14 protein-coding genes and 1 pseudogene are annotated in these 17,755 nt (G+C 40.1%); 3 read left to right on the top strand and 12 right to left on the bottom strand.

What is annotated here, in order from left to right:
* Positions 1 to 3 precede the first annotated feature (3 nt).
* The 4 genes from M2448_RS06850 to gdhA all read right to left on the bottom strand — a co-directional run bounded on the left by M2448_RS06850 (position 4) and on the right by gdhA (position 4,893).
* On the bottom strand, positions 4 to 1,128 hold the full coding sequence (locus M2448_RS06850; protein WP_280645171.1) for a hypothetical protein: 1,125 nt from the start codon (positions 1,126 to 1,128) through the stop codon (positions 4 to 6).
* Between the two features lie 526 nt (positions 1,129 to 1,654).
* Positions 1,655 to 2,365 carry a GNAT family N-acetyltransferase gene (locus tag M2448_RS06845; protein WP_280645170.1) on the bottom strand — a complete coding sequence of 237 codons (711 nt, stop codon included), beginning with the start codon at positions 2,363 to 2,365 and terminating at the stop codon, positions 1,655 to 1,657.
* Between the two features lie 11 nt (positions 2,366 to 2,376).
* Entirely contained in the window at positions 2,377 to 3,309 is a 933-nt protein-coding gene (locus M2448_RS06840; RefSeq protein ID WP_280645169.1) for a glycosyltransferase family 2 protein, read from the bottom strand.
* Between the two features lie 246 nt (positions 3,310 to 3,555).
* Positions 3,556 to 4,893, bottom strand: coding sequence for an NADP-specific glutamate dehydrogenase (gene gdhA, locus M2448_RS06835; protein ID WP_280645168.1), 1,338 nt, complete (start codon positions 4,891 to 4,893; stop codon positions 3,556 to 3,558).
* A 186-nt stretch (positions 4,894 to 5,079) separates the two neighbouring features.
* On the opposite strand from gdhA, the gene epsC reads away from it, so the two are divergent.
* The gene (gene epsC, locus M2448_RS06830) at positions 5,080 to 5,898 is read left to right on the top strand and encodes a serine O-acetyltransferase EpsC (protein ID WP_280645167.1); all 819 of its coding nucleotides are present in this window, start codon (positions 5,080 to 5,082) and stop codon (positions 5,896 to 5,898) included.
* Positions 5,899 to 5,978: 80 nt separating this feature from the next.
* Positions 5,979 to 6,428 carry a hypothetical protein gene (locus tag M2448_RS06825; protein ID WP_280645166.1) on the top strand — a complete coding sequence of 150 codons (450 nt, stop codon included), beginning with the start codon at positions 5,979 to 5,981 and terminating at the stop codon, positions 6,426 to 6,428.
* Positions 6,429 to 6,442: 14 nt separating this feature from the next.
* On the opposite strand, the gene M2448_RS06820 is transcribed toward M2448_RS06825, so the two are convergent.
* The 8 genes and pseudogenes from M2448_RS06820 to glf form a co-directional block, all read right to left on the bottom strand.
* On the bottom strand, positions 6,443 to 6,919 hold the full coding sequence (locus M2448_RS06820; RefSeq protein WP_280645165.1) for a thermonuclease family protein: 477 nt from the start codon (positions 6,917 to 6,919) through the stop codon (positions 6,443 to 6,445).
* 5 nt (positions 6,920 to 6,924) lie between these two features.
* Positions 6,925 to 7,638, bottom strand: a complete 714-nt coding sequence (locus M2448_RS06815) for a histidine phosphatase family protein (protein ID WP_280648017.1) — start codon at positions 7,636 to 7,638, stop codon at positions 6,925 to 6,927.
* 355 nt (positions 7,639 to 7,993) lie between these two features.
* Positions 7,994 to 8,407 carry an acyl-CoA thioesterase gene (locus M2448_RS06810; RefSeq protein ID WP_280645163.1) on the bottom strand — a complete coding sequence of 138 codons (414 nt, stop codon included), beginning with the start codon at positions 8,405 to 8,407 and terminating at the stop codon, positions 7,994 to 7,996.
* A gap of 63 nt (positions 8,408 to 8,470) precedes the next feature.
* Positions 8,471 to 9,271, bottom strand: a complete 801-nt coding sequence (locus tag M2448_RS06805) for a hypothetical protein (RefSeq protein ID WP_280645162.1) — start codon at positions 9,269 to 9,271, stop codon at positions 8,471 to 8,473.
* A gap of 13 nt (positions 9,272 to 9,284) precedes the next feature.
* Positions 9,285 to 9,683 (bottom strand): acyl-CoA thioesterase, encoded by a 399-nt coding sequence (locus M2448_RS06800; protein WP_280645161.1) that lies wholly within the window; start codon positions 9,681 to 9,683, stop codon positions 9,285 to 9,287.
* 5 nt (positions 9,684 to 9,688) lie between these two features.
* Positions 9,689 to 10,813, bottom strand: a complete 1,125-nt coding sequence (locus M2448_RS06795) for a hypothetical protein (RefSeq protein ID WP_280645160.1) — start codon at positions 10,811 to 10,813, stop codon at positions 9,689 to 9,691.
* A 447-nt stretch (positions 10,814 to 11,260) separates the two neighbouring features.
* Positions 11,261 to 14,959 (bottom strand): annotated as a pseudogene (gene purL, locus M2448_RS06790) (phosphoribosylformylglycinamidine synthase); the annotation flags it as partial.
* A 97-nt stretch (positions 14,960 to 15,056) separates the two neighbouring features.
* On the bottom strand, positions 15,057 to 16,160 hold the full coding sequence (gene glf, locus M2448_RS06785; RefSeq protein WP_280645159.1) for a UDP-galactopyranose mutase: 1,104 nt from the start codon (positions 16,158 to 16,160) through the stop codon (positions 15,057 to 15,059).
* A 244-nt stretch (positions 16,161 to 16,404) separates the two neighbouring features.
* Here glf and M2448_RS06780 point away from each other — a divergent pair, with 244 nt between their 5' ends.
* A complete protein-coding gene (locus M2448_RS06780; RefSeq protein WP_280645158.1) occupies positions 16,405 to 17,727 on the top strand; it encodes a UDP-glucose/GDP-mannose dehydrogenase family protein in 1,323 nt (440 codons plus the stop codon).
* The last annotated feature ends 28 nt before the right edge of the window (positions 17,728 to 17,755 follow it).

Genomic DNA, 17,755 nt, shown 5'->3' with positions numbered 1-17,755 from the left:
TTTTTAGTTATTTTTATCGGAAGAGATTAATTTTATTATTTTACAATTTGAAGTTTCATATACTACTAAGATTTCTACTTCTGTTCCATAATGCACTTTTATACTTTTTTTCAACTTTCTACTCCATTGAGGAAGATCATTTGAATTTCTTATAAATATCATATTCCTATCGATAATATCTTTGTATGAGGTGAAATATTCACGATTGAAAGGAGTCCCTGCCATCCAACCAGAAAAAAGGATCTTAGTATCTCCCACTTTATCTGATATCTCGTATGGAGAATATTTTTCCAACTTCAAACCATCATAATAAGTAATCAGAAATTCCCCTTCGGGTATCTCAACATTGTTTAATAAGGTGTTTTGATCCATTAAATCTAATTTATCAATATTCGACCTGGTAACAACCATCTTTTGAATAAAAAAGAACAAGAATACAATAAAAAAAGAATAAGTAAAATATTCTATTTTCAATTTCTTAACGTCTCCCCCAGCAGAGAAAAGAACCCAGAACAAACCTATTAAAGCGGTTAAGAATACTCTTTCTTTCAGAAGATTGGTAAAAGAGACATAAAACAATGCTGACAGAAAGAGACAGAACGATAAAGAAAGTATTATTTTATCTGAGCTTCTGCGTGCTAAATAAATCTGACCTAAAAGAAACAGAAATAACAGAAGTATATATATCCTGTATCCATCAAAATTAGGGTACACATGGGGTATTTTTTTTTCAATACCCAATTCTCCTATTTCTTCATACATACCTTTCACTGTAGTCAGATCCCAAAAATTTTCATCTATAAAGAAGCGGTCAAACAGGTCATAATCAACATCTATAAGATTAGGATGTCCTCCCTTTATAGTATTCAGACTGGGATTATCATTCACTTTACCTCTGTAATAATTATATTCTTTATAATGAGCCCAGTCTTTATCAGCTTTGTATATTACATGATCTGTGACCTTGCAAACAACCGGTAGTATTACAATCAGTGATAAAAATAAAAGTTCGTTTCTAAGCTTGCCCTCTTTTTGTTTCAAATGAATGGGGTAATATAATACAGGACAAGAAACGACCAACACCAACATTGCTGCATCGAACCGGATGAGGGATGCAACTACAAACATAAACAAACCGATATATCTTTTATATTTATTGGCAGACATTAAGAGAGCAATACCGGCCACAGCACAAATGCCGGCAGTGGTTGTAAACTGGAAGTGCAAAATAATATAGGCAGCAATGGAATAGAATAATATAATGAAAACGATTTTATAGGCTATTCGTTTGCATTTATTTATTATCTCCCACGTTATAATAGTAAAAGATATGATATGCAATATTGAGAACATGATGGAATACCATTCCAGACCTTCAAAAAAGGTATATAGGAAAGAAACAAAAAAACCATATATATAATTAATAAATACAAGATGAGCGTCAGGAGTACCTGAATATTTACCTGATGCTATCAACAACATCACAACATCGTCGTTTGTTTCGAAATGGATGGGTATTAGAACAGCACATAATACAAAGAAAAGTGTATTTATTATTAAAACGATTCCAAATTTCAGGATGTTATTCATATCGAATGTTCAAGTTATTTTTATATATTGAGTATTATCAAGCAGATATTTCTACATTGAAATACTATAACCAAAAATGATAAATATTATTTATTGATTTCACCTTGAAGCCACATTTGTTATAAAAACGGCAGGCCGGTTCATTATCGAGCTGTGTTGCTACATCCAATTCCATAATGCCATCTTCATATAAATACCTTTTCACCTTATTTACTAATCTACGTCCATACCCGTTACCATGCATATTGGCATTTGTAGCGATAAGTCCAATTGTTCCGGCCATCGCACTCTTCTTTACAGTAACCATGCCTGCAATTAATGAGTCTCTATAAGCGACAAATACTTTATCAGCAATAGCCCCATTTATAGAGTTTTGCATCCAGGTTTTATAAAAGTGTCTAAAGTCTTTGTCTGTAAAATGATGATCAGTCTTGTATCGGGAGTAGCCCCCACTCAGATAGGCGAGTTCCAGCATTTCATTTTTCAATGCTGTCTCTTCAAAAACATGAATATCAGCTAAGTCATCGTCAGGCATTCCCTCAATATGCATCGTAAAAATTACTTTACGATCTACCAGAGAACCATCATATATGTTCAGGAGCTCGGTTTCGACAAAAAAATGTTCGTCTCCAAAACAATAAAGAAGTTCATAGTTTTGCTCTTTTGCGCAGCGTAGTAATTCAGCCAATTCTGATTTTGGCATATTACTGCTACAATATATCCGTCCTATTTTCTTTTCAAAAAAATCAGAATCCCATTGTAAATATTCAATCATTATCGTTGATCTTAGTGCGTATTTTCACCATTCACTATTTTGTCGATTATATATATCGGCCGACTCTTAACTCCCTCAAATGTTTTACCGACATATAATCCTACTATACCCAAAGTAAGTATAATAATTCCTGACAAAAACCAGATTGAAATAATAAGGCTCGTATACCCCATCACTGCAATGTTTCCTGTTATCCACATTATAAGGGTATAGAAAGCAGCCAGAATAGCCATTAATGAGATTATTAATCCAACCTTGACCGTAAGACGTACCGGTTTATCTGAATAAGCCAGAATAATGTCTAAGGCTAGATTTAAGAGTTTTTTGTAATTATAAGTAGTCTTTCCTTCAAAACGAGAGTTGTGCTCTACCGGCAACTTCGTCTGCTTGAACCCTACCCACTTTATCATAGTCGGAAAATAACGGATTGGTTCGCGCATCGAACAAACAGCCTTAATGACGGCTTTGCTGTAAATTCCAAAATTAGCTACACCTTTGTCTTGCTTTGTACCTGTAAGGTAAGACAATACTTTGTAAAAAGTAGCTGAGGTCAATCTCTTGATGAACGTATCTTGTCGTTCGTAACGCTCTGCAAGTACAACATCATATCCCTCCTGAGCTTTTTTGTACAAATTAGGAATCTCTTCCGGACGATCCTGCAAATCACAATCCATGACAACGATCCAGTCGCCCGTTGCCTTATCCAACCCTGCAGAAATTGCATAATGTTGTCCAAAATTGCGGCTTAATTTAAGACCAATTACTCTTTCGTTAGTTTGTGCGATTTGCTCTATAACTGCCCATGATTGATCGGGACCACTATCTTCAACCAGTATTATTTCGTATTCACTGGTAATAACAGAAACAGCCTGTTCTATCCGTTCTACCAAAACAGGGATTATCTTTTCAGCTCTGTAAACAGGACTTATTACTGATAATTTCATTTATAATATTTAAAGCTTAGCCTTTTATTCTTGTATATCAAATGCAAAGATAATCTTTTTGCCATATATAAATTACTTTAACTAAGCAAAACATCACAGAACCCAGCTTATATAACACATGAAAAGTATTTGAGAAATTATAAAAATAATAAAAGTAAACTTAGTTCACACATCATTTTTATACCAACAAAAAAGCCTCCGGAATAACATTTCCGAAGGCTTTACATCCCTTGTTGGATTAGATTCTTATACAACTCCCTGAGCGATCATAGCCCGGGCTACTTTCATAAATCCGGCTACATTAGCACCCTTAACATAATTGATATAGCCACTATTATCTTTACCGAATTTCAGACACTGTCCATGTATATTCTTCATTATACCATGTAGACGCTGATCGACTTCCTCTGCACCCCATTGGATATGCATTGCATTCTGACTCATTTCGAGTCCAGAAGTAGCTACCCCACCGGCATTTACAGCCTTACCCGGAGCAAATAATACCTTCTTCTCAAGGAACAGGTCTACTGCCTCAGCTGTACAGCCCATGTTAGATACCTCAGCCACACAAGTCACCCCGTTAGCAATCAAAGCTTCCGCATCTTTTGCATTCAGTTCGTTCTGAATGGCACAAGGCAAGGCAATATCCACTTTTTCTACCCAAGGCTTCTTTCCTGCATGGAATACAGCATTCGGATACTTTTCGGCATAAGGGGCAACCACGTCATTACCCGAATCGCGAAGTTCGAGCATATACTCTATCTTGTCACCACTTACTCCGTCAGGATCATACACATAACCGTCAGGGCCTGATATGGTAACCACCTTCGCCCCTAGCTCAGTTGCTTTAGAAGCAGCTCCCCAAGCAACATTCCCGAAGCCCGAAACAGCTACTGTTTTACCTTTCAGGTCTATATTTTTAGCTTTAAACATTTCATTTACGAAATAAAGAGCACCGTAGCCTGTAGCCTCAGGACGTACAAGTGAACCACCGTACTCAAGCCCTTTCCCTGTGAAAGTTCCCGTATTTTCGCGCGCCAGTTTCTTATACATTCCATACAGATAACCGATCTCGCGTGTGCCCACACCGATATCTCCTGCCGGAACGTCCGTATCAGGACCTATATTGCGCCATAGCTCAAGCATGAAAGCCTGACAAAAACGCATAATCTCAGCATTCGATTTACCTTTAGGGCTAAAATCGGCACCACCTTTACCACCACCCATAGGCAGGGTAGTCAGTGCATTTTTGAAAGTCTGCTCAAAACCCAAAAACTTGAGAGAAGACAGATTTACCGAAGCATGGAATCTCAAGCCACCTTTGTATGGCCCGATAGCATTATTAAACTGTACCCGATAGCCCAGATTTACCTGAATATCGCCTTTATCATCCACCCACGGAACTTTGAATGTGAATATTCTGTCCGGTTCTACCAGGCGTTCAATTATACGGTTCTTCTCGAATTCGGGATGCTGATTATACACATCCTCAATAGAAACAAGAACTTCTTTAACGGCTTGTAAGAATTCTGATTCTCCCGGATGTCTCGCCTCTAAATTTGCCAGAATGCTATCTATTTTCATATCTTAAACTATTAAATAGGTTAGTTAACTATACAAAAGTATCAAAAACTATAATTCACAATACAAATTGTCTAATATTTTTTAGTCCAATAAAATATGATTTAAAACATATATAAAATTAGGAGAATTCGTTTTCTCACTTATTTGTTTTTAATTCTTACATTTGTCTTCTCCAAAGTTAAAGTTATGACCAATATTTACGAAATAGCAAATAAATTGAGAGCGGAGTCAAAACACCTACCGATCAACAGAATAGAGATTGAAGATGCACTGAATACACTTATTCATCGTGTGCTATTCCCTATATGCGATCAGGAGAAATCCCGCGAAAAAAAACTCTATTATTTCTACTCCGTACTGGTAGAAAATATAACTGCCCTGCTCGACCGCAAGCAGGCCGAAGACATGGTCGATCGTTTCATCTCCAATCTTCCCCAGCTACAAGATCAGCTGTTTGAAGAAGCCGGAGTGTACTACGAAAACGACCCTGCCGCCAAGTCCATAGAAGAGGTTATACTCACCTATCCCGGCTTCTTTGCACAGGTAGTCTATCGTATCTCCCACGAATTCTATAAGATGGGAACACCTATAATACCCCGATTGTTTTCCGAATATGCTCACTCTAAGGTAGGGGTGGATATAAATCCGGGAGCGGAGATAGGACACGCCCTATATATAGACCATGGGACAGGCATCGTGATAGGCGAAACAACTGTGATAGGCAACAATGTAAAGATATATCAGGGAGTAACACTCGGAGCCTTATTTGTAACCAAAAGCCTGGCTAACGAAAAACGCCACCCGACCATAGAAGACAATGTCGTCATATATGCCGGAGCGACCATACTAGGCGGAAAAACTGTAGTAGGGCACGATTCGGTGATCGGAGGAAACGCGTGGCTTACCAAAAGCGTAGTACCTTACTCGCTTGTCCAACAAAACTCGGAGATCAGGATTCACAATACGCTCAGTCCGGACGAACATATCCTTGATTTTAATATCTGACCGAAGAAAAATAGCAGGCAAATAATATGCCGAACAATATATTTTTTTAACTTCGTAACTATAAACCAGACAAAAATAAGATGGGTGCAAACAGAGACTCTTATACGCTTATAAAAGACACTTTCCTGAAAGCAATCGATGCTTTGGCAAAGGATTACAAGGGAAGCTCGCTGACCGATATCTTTATCACTGTGGATAAGGAAAGCGGAGAGGTATCATTCTATGACGACGAAGAGAATAAGGTTGCCGAAATCGTTGTATTCGACTGGATAGATAAAGTAGACGAACTCAGCGAGAAACAGGTTATTTCTGTACTGACAGAAGTTACCGAATACCTCGACAACGAAGACAAATTCTCTTCACTGGAACTATACAAGCCATTTTCGGTGAATTATGCAGACGACAACTTCGTTGTGATAGAGGAATTGCTGCTGATAAACGATGACTCTATCGTGAAACTGGATAACGACCTGATGGAAAAATTCGACCGCGAATTCGATGAATTCCTCGATCGTCTGCTAAAGGAATAATCCTCCCACAAGATTTACTCTCTTCTGTTCTTCTTCCTGAATTCGTAGGGAGGAACAGGGTTTTTCATGCTCCATATATTGAGTCGTTCACTGCGCGCCAGCTGCTCTAATGAGTCGAGACGGAGATCAGTTACAAAGTGGCGATAATACCAAGCCAGACCGCTACGTACCATTTCTTCGTTCACATTCATATCGCCTACATACAATACGCCTAAAACGCGTCCGTATTGGTCTTCGCTATCTTTGCGTACAGTAACTGTCTTACCATAACACAAATTGTTCAGATGCTCTCGCGATTTGGTTCCGTAGTCTTGTCCTCTTTCGGGGGCATCTATACCAAGCAACCGCACTTTAACCTGCTCCGTTCCATTTACGAGCATAGTAAAAGTGTCTCCATCAGCCACGCTAACCACCTTGCCTGTGAGCGTTACCTCATCGGCAGGTCTGCATGATATGAAGACAAATAATAATACAAGAAGAATATGTCTCACAACGTTTATAGTTTTGATGCTATTGCCCTACCCTTTTCCAAATATGCAGAATCAGCCATAGACTCCACTATAAATTTTCCATCCGAATAAGTTACCTTACAGACTTCCGCGTTACTCAAAGGCTTTACAAACAGGTCATATCCACCCAGACCGAGCAACATGGCCAGAATACTCATTCCATGTGCAACTACAAGTATATTACCCTCTCCGTATTGGATTTCGTTCTCCGCTATCTCTCTCAGGCTCTCCTGTGTACGGGCTTCTACCTGAGCAAAGTCTTCGGCCATACCCATTTTATCGAGGAGTTTTACCGTATTCAGTACTTCCTTATAGCTGATCTTCTTTTCCAGAATATCTTTGAACATATCTTCGACAGACACGTAGTGCATATACAGTGCAGCATGGTACCACATCGTATGATTGAAGTCGGCCTCGAAGCTGCCGAAACAGGCTTCGCGAAGTCCGGCAAGTTCTATTACAGGTATATCGTCCTGTCCCTTTGCTCCCAGTATTATCCGGGTAGTCTGCAATGTCCGTCGCAGGTCGCTGCAATACGCTGTACGGAACTCAATATCTCCGAATCCGTACCCGAGATAACGTGCTGCATCTATTCCTTCCTTAGTAAGGGGTGAATCGCACCAACCCTGTACCCTATCGAGGGTATTCATTACTGTCTTACCATGACGGACAACGTATATTGTAATTTTTTTACTCATCATTTATTTTTGTTAACTACATACAAAAGGGAACAATCAACGATCGCCGAAGCGAAAGCAAGGCAAAGGTAACACTTTTTCAGTCAACAGTGATCAGTCAACAGTTATCAAAAACTTGACAAACTTGACACTTTTGCATATAATTTTTCTTTGCGTCTTAGCGCCTTTGACTCGCCTTCGCGTCGTCGATTTTCAATTGCGTGAGACTATTTTAACTAAAACCTTACAAAACTAACAACAAAATCAAAATTTTAGCTCCGTCGATTTTCATGTTTAAAGACCACCTTTTATTAACTGATAACTGTTAACTACCTAAATCTTATAGATAAAGCTATCCGATTTTGTTGAAGAGAAAAGGTTACTTATTTTTCCAAGTAATATAATCGGCAAAAACCTTATCGAACATATCCGGCTTGGCTACCTTGCCGTTTATCAGGCAAACTACTTCTATCACAGCACTTGCACACAAAACATTCTCAGGCACGCGGGTTATTTGTTGATGAAAGAAATAACGCAGTCCGTCACGCACTGCTGTTGCCGTACATACAAACTCCTCCGAACCGCGTAGCGAATTCCTGTAGCTTATATTTACATTGCGTACTACGGGTATAATATTCTCTTCGGTAAGATCGCGTAAGCGAAGCCCACACTTTTCCATCAGTTCGTGCCTTGTTGCTTCAAAATAATGCAGATAGATAGCATTGTTGACTACACCTTGCGAATCACACTCGTAATCGCGTACTTTCATCCTGTTTTCAAATATCAGTGCCATTATCTTTTATTCTTTATATTTTTCATCAGAAATATCGAATCTTTCTTTTCACAAAGATAAAAACTAAAGTCCTACGGACATTAACCTAGCAGCTATTTTCAAATATTCATCGGGGATTTCTATGCCCGATATTTTCTTTCTCTTTATATCTATGATCTCCGAGTGGGATATACCACCCGTCTCTCCGTTGATCAATGTATGACTCTCACCCCATGCGGAAGACCGCATACTGACTACCCCATCACTGAGACCAACTTCTTTACTGAGGAAATTATAAGTAAGTATATGAGAGAAATCATCGAATTTATGTTTCATCAAAGTATAGTAACTACTATAATAGACCGATTGATCATTCTCATTTTTCTCATTGAATTTCACCATATTCTTTGAAGTCAGGTCTTCGAGCATCCTGTGAGGGTCGGGTGACTTATCACCGTATAGTTTAGCCAAAGCATAGCTTATTTTCCCAGCTAATGCAGAATGAATGTATTTCTTATTAAAGATATAATCGACTATTTCCGACCCCAGATGAGGTGTAGATATAGTGGTCAGGCTGGCGATTTTGGGTGCATACCCCAACGTGCTTATCAAAAAGCGAGAATCTATTCCTCCTTTCGAGTGTGCTATCAGATTTACCTTGTCAGCATCACATTCTTCCAATATACCATCTATCCTATTTCTCAAGAATAGAGCATTCCTTTCTACCCCACCCCAAGAGTCCGTATTGCCAAGATATACATCTATTCCTGCACCTCGCAACTTTTCGGGGATTCTTCCCCAAAACAGTTTATTATCTTTTGCTGCAATTCCATGCACTAAGACAACAGGGTATTTCAATTTATTTCCCGGCAATTGTCCTGTCACTCTGAAGCTTTACCTACACCACATACTTACCCAATACCTTATCGAATAATTCGGGCTTACCCACTTTGCCGTTTACCATACAAGCGACTTCTACTTTTGCAGTAGAGCATACTTTATTATCTTTCCGGCGAATTATCTTCTGATGAAAGATATAACGGATGCCTTCGCGTTCTATAGCATCTACCGTACAGATGAAATCATTTGCACCTCGCAACGAATGCCGATAGCGGATATACACACTCACCACTACAGCATCGATGCCCTGTTCGTGCAGCTCATAGAAATTCAGTCCATGTTGTTCAAGGAACTCATGGCGTACTACTTCATAGTAATGCTGATAGTTGGCATTATTGACTATTCCCTGCGCATCGCATTCATAGTCGCGCACTTTCATCGGGTATTCATATAACATAATTATCAGTTATAGTCAGTTGTTTTTTCTTTCTTTTTTATCCGTGCTTCCAGCAAACGATTAGCCAGAATATACATTAGACCGAAGATGACTGCATTTACAGGAATCCAGAACCTAAGTGAAACCGGACTGGCAAAAACCGTGGCCCCATAATAGATCATCCCGGTAATCACAATTATCCAGAATATCTGTTTCTGGATAGAATCATGCCACAATAATTCTTTTCTTTTGATAAAAGAGATAATACCGAGAATAAATATAAACGCCCACAAGAACATATAAGATGAAGCCGATGCTTCAGCCACAAAATCTTCATAAATTGGATGTTTGGCCTCAATTTCAGCATCTTTGGGTATGTTATACCATTGAAATATATCGTCTACATTGATAGGATTGTAGTAACCTATAATCTCTTTGCTGTCAGTATAAAAAATACTCTTGGCATTGGGATAATAATAATAACGAAGAAATTTCAATGGATATTTCTTTATCAGGTATTGCCCATATTTTTTGTAAGTTGTACTACCCAACCGTATCCATGAAACAGAATAAGGCTGGCGTGTATGTTGCATATAAGTAAACAAGTATTGCTTGAGGGGCTGATCATTTATCCACATAAACGATGCCGAAGCTACCTGCCCTTGCCTCGTCTTTTCATATATAACGTTTTTGGAGACTACCACAAAACTATGAACACTTGCCAATTCGGGGTCAGCTATCTGTTCGGGTTTCAAATCGATATATGGAATAATATGGATCGCATTATTAGCAAGTTGCCAACCGTCGAACCCGGTAGAAAACTGGGCAAATCCAATTGTCTTACGCATATCATTTTTTACCTGATTATAGAACAAAAAGGTAACAATAACAATCCCGCAGATCCCTATCCAACGTATTTTACCTTTTATAAGAAAAAAGCAAACTATAAAAATTACAGGAAACATCATCGCCGAATATCTGATGTGTAGAGCAAAATATAATGACAAAAGGAAAATTACCAATGCTATCCAACTTTGTTTTTTCATCAGATAAAATAATGCTGCCAGCATGAAATATATCATTACAGTAAACAGCAGGTCGCTCATTATTGCATTGGACATATAAAATGCGATGGGGCTGAATACAAACATGAATAACAGGATATACCACAACCATCTATTAGCAGGGGGATATATATATTTGATAACGAATGCGAAAGCCGCAGTGGACAAAAAATATAATATTATCTGTGATATAAACAATGCATGTACACTAGAAGAAAACGAATGTATTATTTGTAAATACACAGAATAACCAAAAGGGCGGTAAAAGGTAAACATATTATTTGCAGCTGCATTCACATATGTACCCGAATCGGAAATTGTTGCAGGGTATGGATAGCAGATTTTTAAAACTATGTAACCAATCAGACAGCTCAGAAATAATATTAGCCAATCTACCCTTTGATCTTTTTCCTTCAGAAAAGAAATAAATGAAATATTATTCTCACTATTTTTCCAACCCATAATTGATGTATTATACTTATAAAATAAAGGTATAGACCTTTGTATAACCTATACCTTTACAATCTCTATTTTTCACTTTATATTCTTTACCCACTCCCTTGCATTAACAAAGGCTTCCATCCAAGGAGTGAAATCATCTTTACGGTGCTCGAAAGGATAGTAGGCACACTGCCATGTAAACAGCGAGCGTTCGAGGTGAGGCATGATAGCCAAATGACGCCCGTCTTTGGAAACAACACCTGCAATATCATAGTCCGATCCATTAGGGTTACCCGGATATTCGCTGTATATATATTTGGCTACAACATTGTACTCCGATTCGGCTTTAGGCATAGAGAAACGACCTTCGCCATGTGCAACCCAGATACCAAGCTTACTACCCGAAAGGGAACCGAACATTACCGATTCATTTTGCGGAACTTCAACAGAAATGTATGTAGATTCGAATTTATGTGAAGCATTGTGTTCCATCTTCGGTTTCACGTCATGCTCTGGGTAAACGAGCCCGAGTTCCATCATCAGCTGACAGCCGTTACAAACTCCAAGACTTAATGTATCTCCCCGCTGATAGAACTTGCGCAGTGTTTCTTTCGCTTTTTCGTTATACATAAAGCTTCCTGCCCAACCTTTCGCCGAACCTAGTACGTCCGAATTAGAGAATCCACCGCAGAATACGATCAGGTTGATATCTTCCAGCGTTTCGCGTCCCGAAGCAAGGTCAGTCATGTGTACGTCTTTCACATCGAATCCGGCGAGATACAGCGAGTAAGCCATTTCGCGCTCCCCATTCGTCCCTTTTTCGCGGATAATAGCCGCTTTGATTCCGGTCGGAGCTGTTCTGTTGGGGTCGATACTAAACTGCGAGAACCTGCCTGTAAACGATGGTTTTATATTGAATTGCAGTGGTTGATTCTTATAGTTATTGAAACGATCGAGTGCCAGTTTTTCACCGCTTTGCTTTTTATCGAGCAAGTAAGATGATTCGAACCAAACGTCGCGTAATTCATCTATACTAAATTCCTGTACAAAAGTATCTTTCTGTACGACGAATTTACGTTCTTCTATCGGACGGGCTACAATGGCAAAACCGATACCGTAATCGTCAAGAATTTTTTCTACCAAATGATGATGTTTTACCTGAAGCAGCACACCCGGATTTTCAGAGAATAGTATTTTGATCAGGTCTGCATGATGCAGCTTATCCAAACGAGCTTCCAATCCACCCTGCGGATTAGCAAAGCACATTTCGAGCATAGCCGTTACAATACCTCCCGCCGAAACGTCATGTCCGGCAAGGATAAGTCCTCTGTCTATCAGTTCCTGTACAGCATTGAAAGCATTCTTGAAATACTCGGTATCTTTTACCGTAGGCACTTCCTCTCCTACTTTACTCATTGTCTGTGCAAAAGCAGAGCCTCCGAGTTTGAATGTATCGAATGAGAAGTCTATATAATACAGATAAGTTCCTTTAATATAAGCCAATACAGGTGAAACTATCTTACGGATATTCTTCACCTCTCCGGCAGCCGATATAATAACTGTTCCCGGTGAATAGACCTTTTCGTCACCATACTTCTGGGTCATCGACAAAGAGTCTTTTCCCGTAGGAATATTTACGCCTAATTCGCATGCAAATTCCGAGCAGGCTTCTACTGCTTTGTACAGACGTGCATCTTCTCCCGGATTCTTACAAGGCCACATCCAATTTGCACTTAGTGATATACCTTTCAGTCCGTCTTCGATAGGAGCAAATACGATATTAGTCAATGATTCGGCTATTGCCAGTACCGAACCGGCAGCAGGATCTACCATAGCCGCCTGAGGCGCATGTCCTATTGATGTAGCAATACCTGCTTTTCCTTTATAATCGAGAGCTACCGCACCCAAGTCGCTCAGTGGCAACTGTATTTCTCCCTGTGTCTGCTGACGGGCTACCTTGCCTGTCACCGAACGGTCTACTTTGTTTGTCAGCCAGTCTTTACAAGCTACTGCTTCCAGTTGAAGTACATTTTTGATGTAATCTTCCAGTTTAGACAAATCGTATTCGGGGTTAGCATATGTTTCGTCAAGCGTTTCGTCACGCATGATTGTCTTCGGTGCTTTGCCGAAGAAATCTTCCAACTTGAGGTCGATAGGACGTTTCCCGTCAGCCTGTTCGAAGACAAATTTCATATCATTGGTAGTTTCACCCACAACATACATCGGCGAACGCTCACGCTCAGCTATGCGTTTGATTCTTTCTGTAGCACTATCAGGTATCAGCAAGCCCATACGCTCCTGGCTTTCGTTCCCTACTATTTCTTTTGACGATAGTGTAGGATCACCTATAGGCAGCTTGGATATATCAATCTTCCCTCCGGTAGCTTCTACCAGTTCCGACAAGCAGTTCAAGTGTCCGCCTGCCCCATGATCGTGAATAGACACAATCGGGTTATTATCGGATTCTGCCAACGCGCGGATCACATTCGCTGTACGCTTCTGCATTTCAGGGTTGGCACGTTGTACTGCATTGAGTTCTATGCCGCTCGAATACTGACCTGTATCGACAGACGAAACGGCTCCTCCACCCATACCGATACGATAGTTGTCTCCTCCTAGGATAACCACTTTCTCGCCCGGTGTCGGTTCGCCTTTCAGCGCATCACGTTTGTTTGCATAACCTACACCGCCTGCAAGCATTATTACTTTGTCGTAAGCAAATTTCTTCTGATTTTCGAGATGCTCGAATGTAAGTAATGAACCACAAATAAGTGGTTGACCAAATTTATTCCCGAAATCGGATGCTCCGTTCGATGCCTTTATCAGTATCTCTTCGGGAGTCTGGTACAACCAAGGGCGTTCCGGCATTGTTTCTTCCCATGCTCGCCCTGCTTTAGTACGCGGATAGGAAGTCATATAAACGGCTGTTCCCGCTATTGGCAAAGAGGCCTTACCTCCACCCAGACGGTCGCGTATCTCACCTCCCGATCCGGTAGCAGCGCCATTGAAAGGCTCTACTGTGGTAGGGAAATTATGTGTTTCCGCTTTCAGCGAGATTACGGATTTTATTTTTCGGGTTTCGAAGTAGCTCGGTTCTTCCCCATTTACCGGAGCGAACTGTTCTATCTCAGGCCCCTGACTAAAGGCAACATTGTCTTTGTACGCCGAAATCAGTTTATTCGGACTGGTCTGCGATGTTTTCTTTATCAGTTTAAACAACGAGCTTTCTTTTTCTTCTCCGTCAATTATAAACACCCCGTTGAATATCTTGTGACGGCAATGCTCTGAATTTACCTGCGAGAATCCGAAAACCTCACTATCTGTCAGCTTTCTGCCCAGACGGCTACTTACTTCGTTCAGGTATTCGATTTCGTCTTCGCTCAACGCCAAGCCTTCCTGCTGATTGTAAGCGGAAATATCCTCAATCTCGATTATCGGATCGGGTTGTTTATAGATCGTGAACACTTCCTGATTCAGCCCGTCATAGATACGCTGTAACATCGGGTCGTGACTTGCATCGGAGCTGTTTACTGCAAAAAATTCTTCGATGCGGACAATTCCGTCTATTCCCATATTCTGGGTTATCTCCACAGCATTGGTACTCCAAGGAGTAATCATTTCTCTGCGTGGACCAACAAAAAAGCCTGAAACTTTATCAGAATCAAGCAGGGTGGCACCACTAAAAGCCCACGAAAGGCGCTGGATAAAATCATTACTAAGACTGGAACTTGTTTGAACGGCGATAATGCTCTTTGAAAGGGTCTGAAAGAAAGAAACCATATTTTTTATTCGAGTTAATAATTGACTATTCTACAGGCACACAAAGGTAGTGAAAAGGGATTATATACAGAAGAAAAAAGATAAAATACGGTTTGAAATTATTTAAAAATCAAAACCGTTCGGACAACTTCAGAGCCTCTTCTATCACATGATCCATATTCATGTATTGATAAGTAGCCAACCGTCCGAGAAAAGTATAATTTGACAGCTTAGCTACTTTTTGTTGGTACTTTTCGAGCTTTCCCATATCCTCCGCCAATCGTTTCGGATAATAGGGAATATCGTCAGGTGTAGTTTCTTTACTGTACTCTTTGAAATACACTGTCTTATCAAAATTTTCCCATGGGGTAAAATGCTTGTGTTCGTGTACGCGTGTATAGGGAATAGCTTCATCAGCATAATTGATCACAGGATTCCCCTGATAATCTCCTTCATCTACTCCGCGCTCAAAGTAAACCGTACGATAACCCAATCGTCCGTATTTATAGTTGAAAAACGCATCTATAGCACCGGTGTAGAATATATGATCGTATTCTTTCGTGTCATATCCGGCATCGAACCGCTCATTCAGACGCACCTCGATAGCAGGATGATCCAGCATCTTTTCAAATATTGCCGTAAATCCATCTCTCGGAATACCCTGATAGATACTTCCATAGTAGTTGTCATCATAATTGAAGCGGACAGGCAGTCGTTTGAGTATAGATGCTGCTAACTCTGTAGGCTCGCATCCCCATTGCTTTTTAGTATAACCATAGAAGAATGCACGATACAGGTCTTCACCAATAAAAGATAAGGCCTGTTCTTCAAAGTTGGCAGGATTCGTTATTGTTTTATCCGCCAAACCGTCTATAAACAGACGTGCTTCTTTCGGATTCAATGCTTTACCGAAAAACTGATTAATGGTGTGCAGGTTTATCGGCATGGAATATACGTTGCCTTTGTAAACAATCTTTACCCTGTTGCGGTAATACATCATTTCGCAAAAAGAACAGACATAATCCCATACTGCTTTGTTATTTGTATTGAAGATATGAGGTCCGTATTTATGAACCGTTACACCCGTTTCTTCGTCCGTTTCGGTATAGCTATTGCCACCAAGATGCTCACGTTCATCTATGATCGTTATCATCGAATTGCCCTTGCGGGCTAACCGCTCTGCTAAAACAGCTCCGGCAAAACCGGCTCCGACTATCAGGTATTTCTTCTTCATAAGGTCAGGCTCATTATCTGTGTGAGATATCGTTTCTTAAAAGGCACAAAGTTAAGCAAAAGATGCAGACTAATACAATTCCGATGAAACAGACAATCATCATTCTCATAATCCGATACTTAATAGGCTTGTTACTTCATCCGTTTTTTGATTTATTAATTAGGCTTGTTAGAAGATTAATATTAACTTTGTACCCCGAAAAACAAACGAATACAAACATTTTTACATTAAACTTAAAGAATAAATGAAAATAGCTATTGTCGGTACGGGTTATGTAGGTCTTGTTACAGGAACCTGTTTTGCTGAAATGGGGACAGATGTTTACTGTGTAGATATTGACCAACAAAAAATAGATAACCTGAAAAACGGAATTATACCTATTTTCGAACCCGGACTGGATGAAATGGTTGAACGCAACCATAAAGCAGGACGGCTTCACTTTACTACCGATCTGAGTGCAATACTGAATGACGTAGACATCGTATTCTCTGCCGTTGGCACTCCTCCAGACGAGGACGGAAGCGCTGATCTGAAATATGTACTGGAGGTAGCACGCACTGTAGGTAAAAACCTGAATAAGTATATGGTTATCGTTACCAAGAGTACTGTGCCGGTAGGTACTGCCAAACTGGTAAAAAAAACAATACAGGAGGAGCTGGACAAAAGAGGAAAATCCGACCTACGTTTCGATGTGGCCTCCAATCCCGAATTTTTGAAAGAAGGCGCAGCTATCACCGACTTTATGCAGCCCGACCGCGTAGTTGTAGGTGTAGAATCGGAAGAAGCAAAAAAACTGATGGAAAGACTATACAAACCATTTACTCTGAACAACTATCGCATTATATACACAGACATACCATCTGCCGAGATGATAAAATATGCGGCAAATGCCATGTTGGCTACACGTATCAGTTTTATGAACGACATTGCCAATCTGTGCGAAATAGTAGGCGCCGATGTGAGCATGGTACGCAAAGGAATCGGAGCCGATGCACGTATAGGATCTAAATTCCTGTATGCCGGATGCGGATATGGAGGAAGCTGCTTTCCTAAGGATGTGAAAGCCATCATTAAAACAGCTAAAAATCTCGGTTACAATATGGAGATACTTGAGGCTGTAGAAAGAGTGAACGAATTCCAGAAGAATATCCTGTTCGATAAACTGATGAAATACTATAACGGTGACATCAAGGGAAAAACCATTGCCGTATGGGGATTAGCCTTCAAGCCGAAAACCGACGATATGCGCGAAGCTCCGGCACTCGTATTGATAGACAAGGTGATCAAAGCAGGAGCCAAAGTAAGGGTATATGATCCGGTAGCTATGGAAGAGGCAAAAAAACATCATTTGGGCGATACAGTAGTGTACGCAAAGGATATTTATGATGCTACACTGGATGCCGATGCTATATTGATGGTAACGGAATGGAACGAATTCCGCCTGCCTACATGGGAGGTGATAAAGAAAACAATGGCTAAGCCTGTTGTTTTTGACGGAAGGAATATCTATAATAAACAGGAAATGAACGATGCCGGATTCGACTATTTCGGTATCGGAATTAAATAATACAATATAACAGACAGGTTACATATAG

It is taken from the genome of Dysgonomonas sp. PF1-14 (assembly GCF_029892965.1).
GTDB lineage: Bacteria > Bacteroidota > Bacteroidia > Bacteroidales > Dysgonomonadaceae > Dysgonomonas.
Note: the sequence above shows the minus strand (reverse complement) of the source record. Positions and strands in the feature narration are given on the sequence as shown.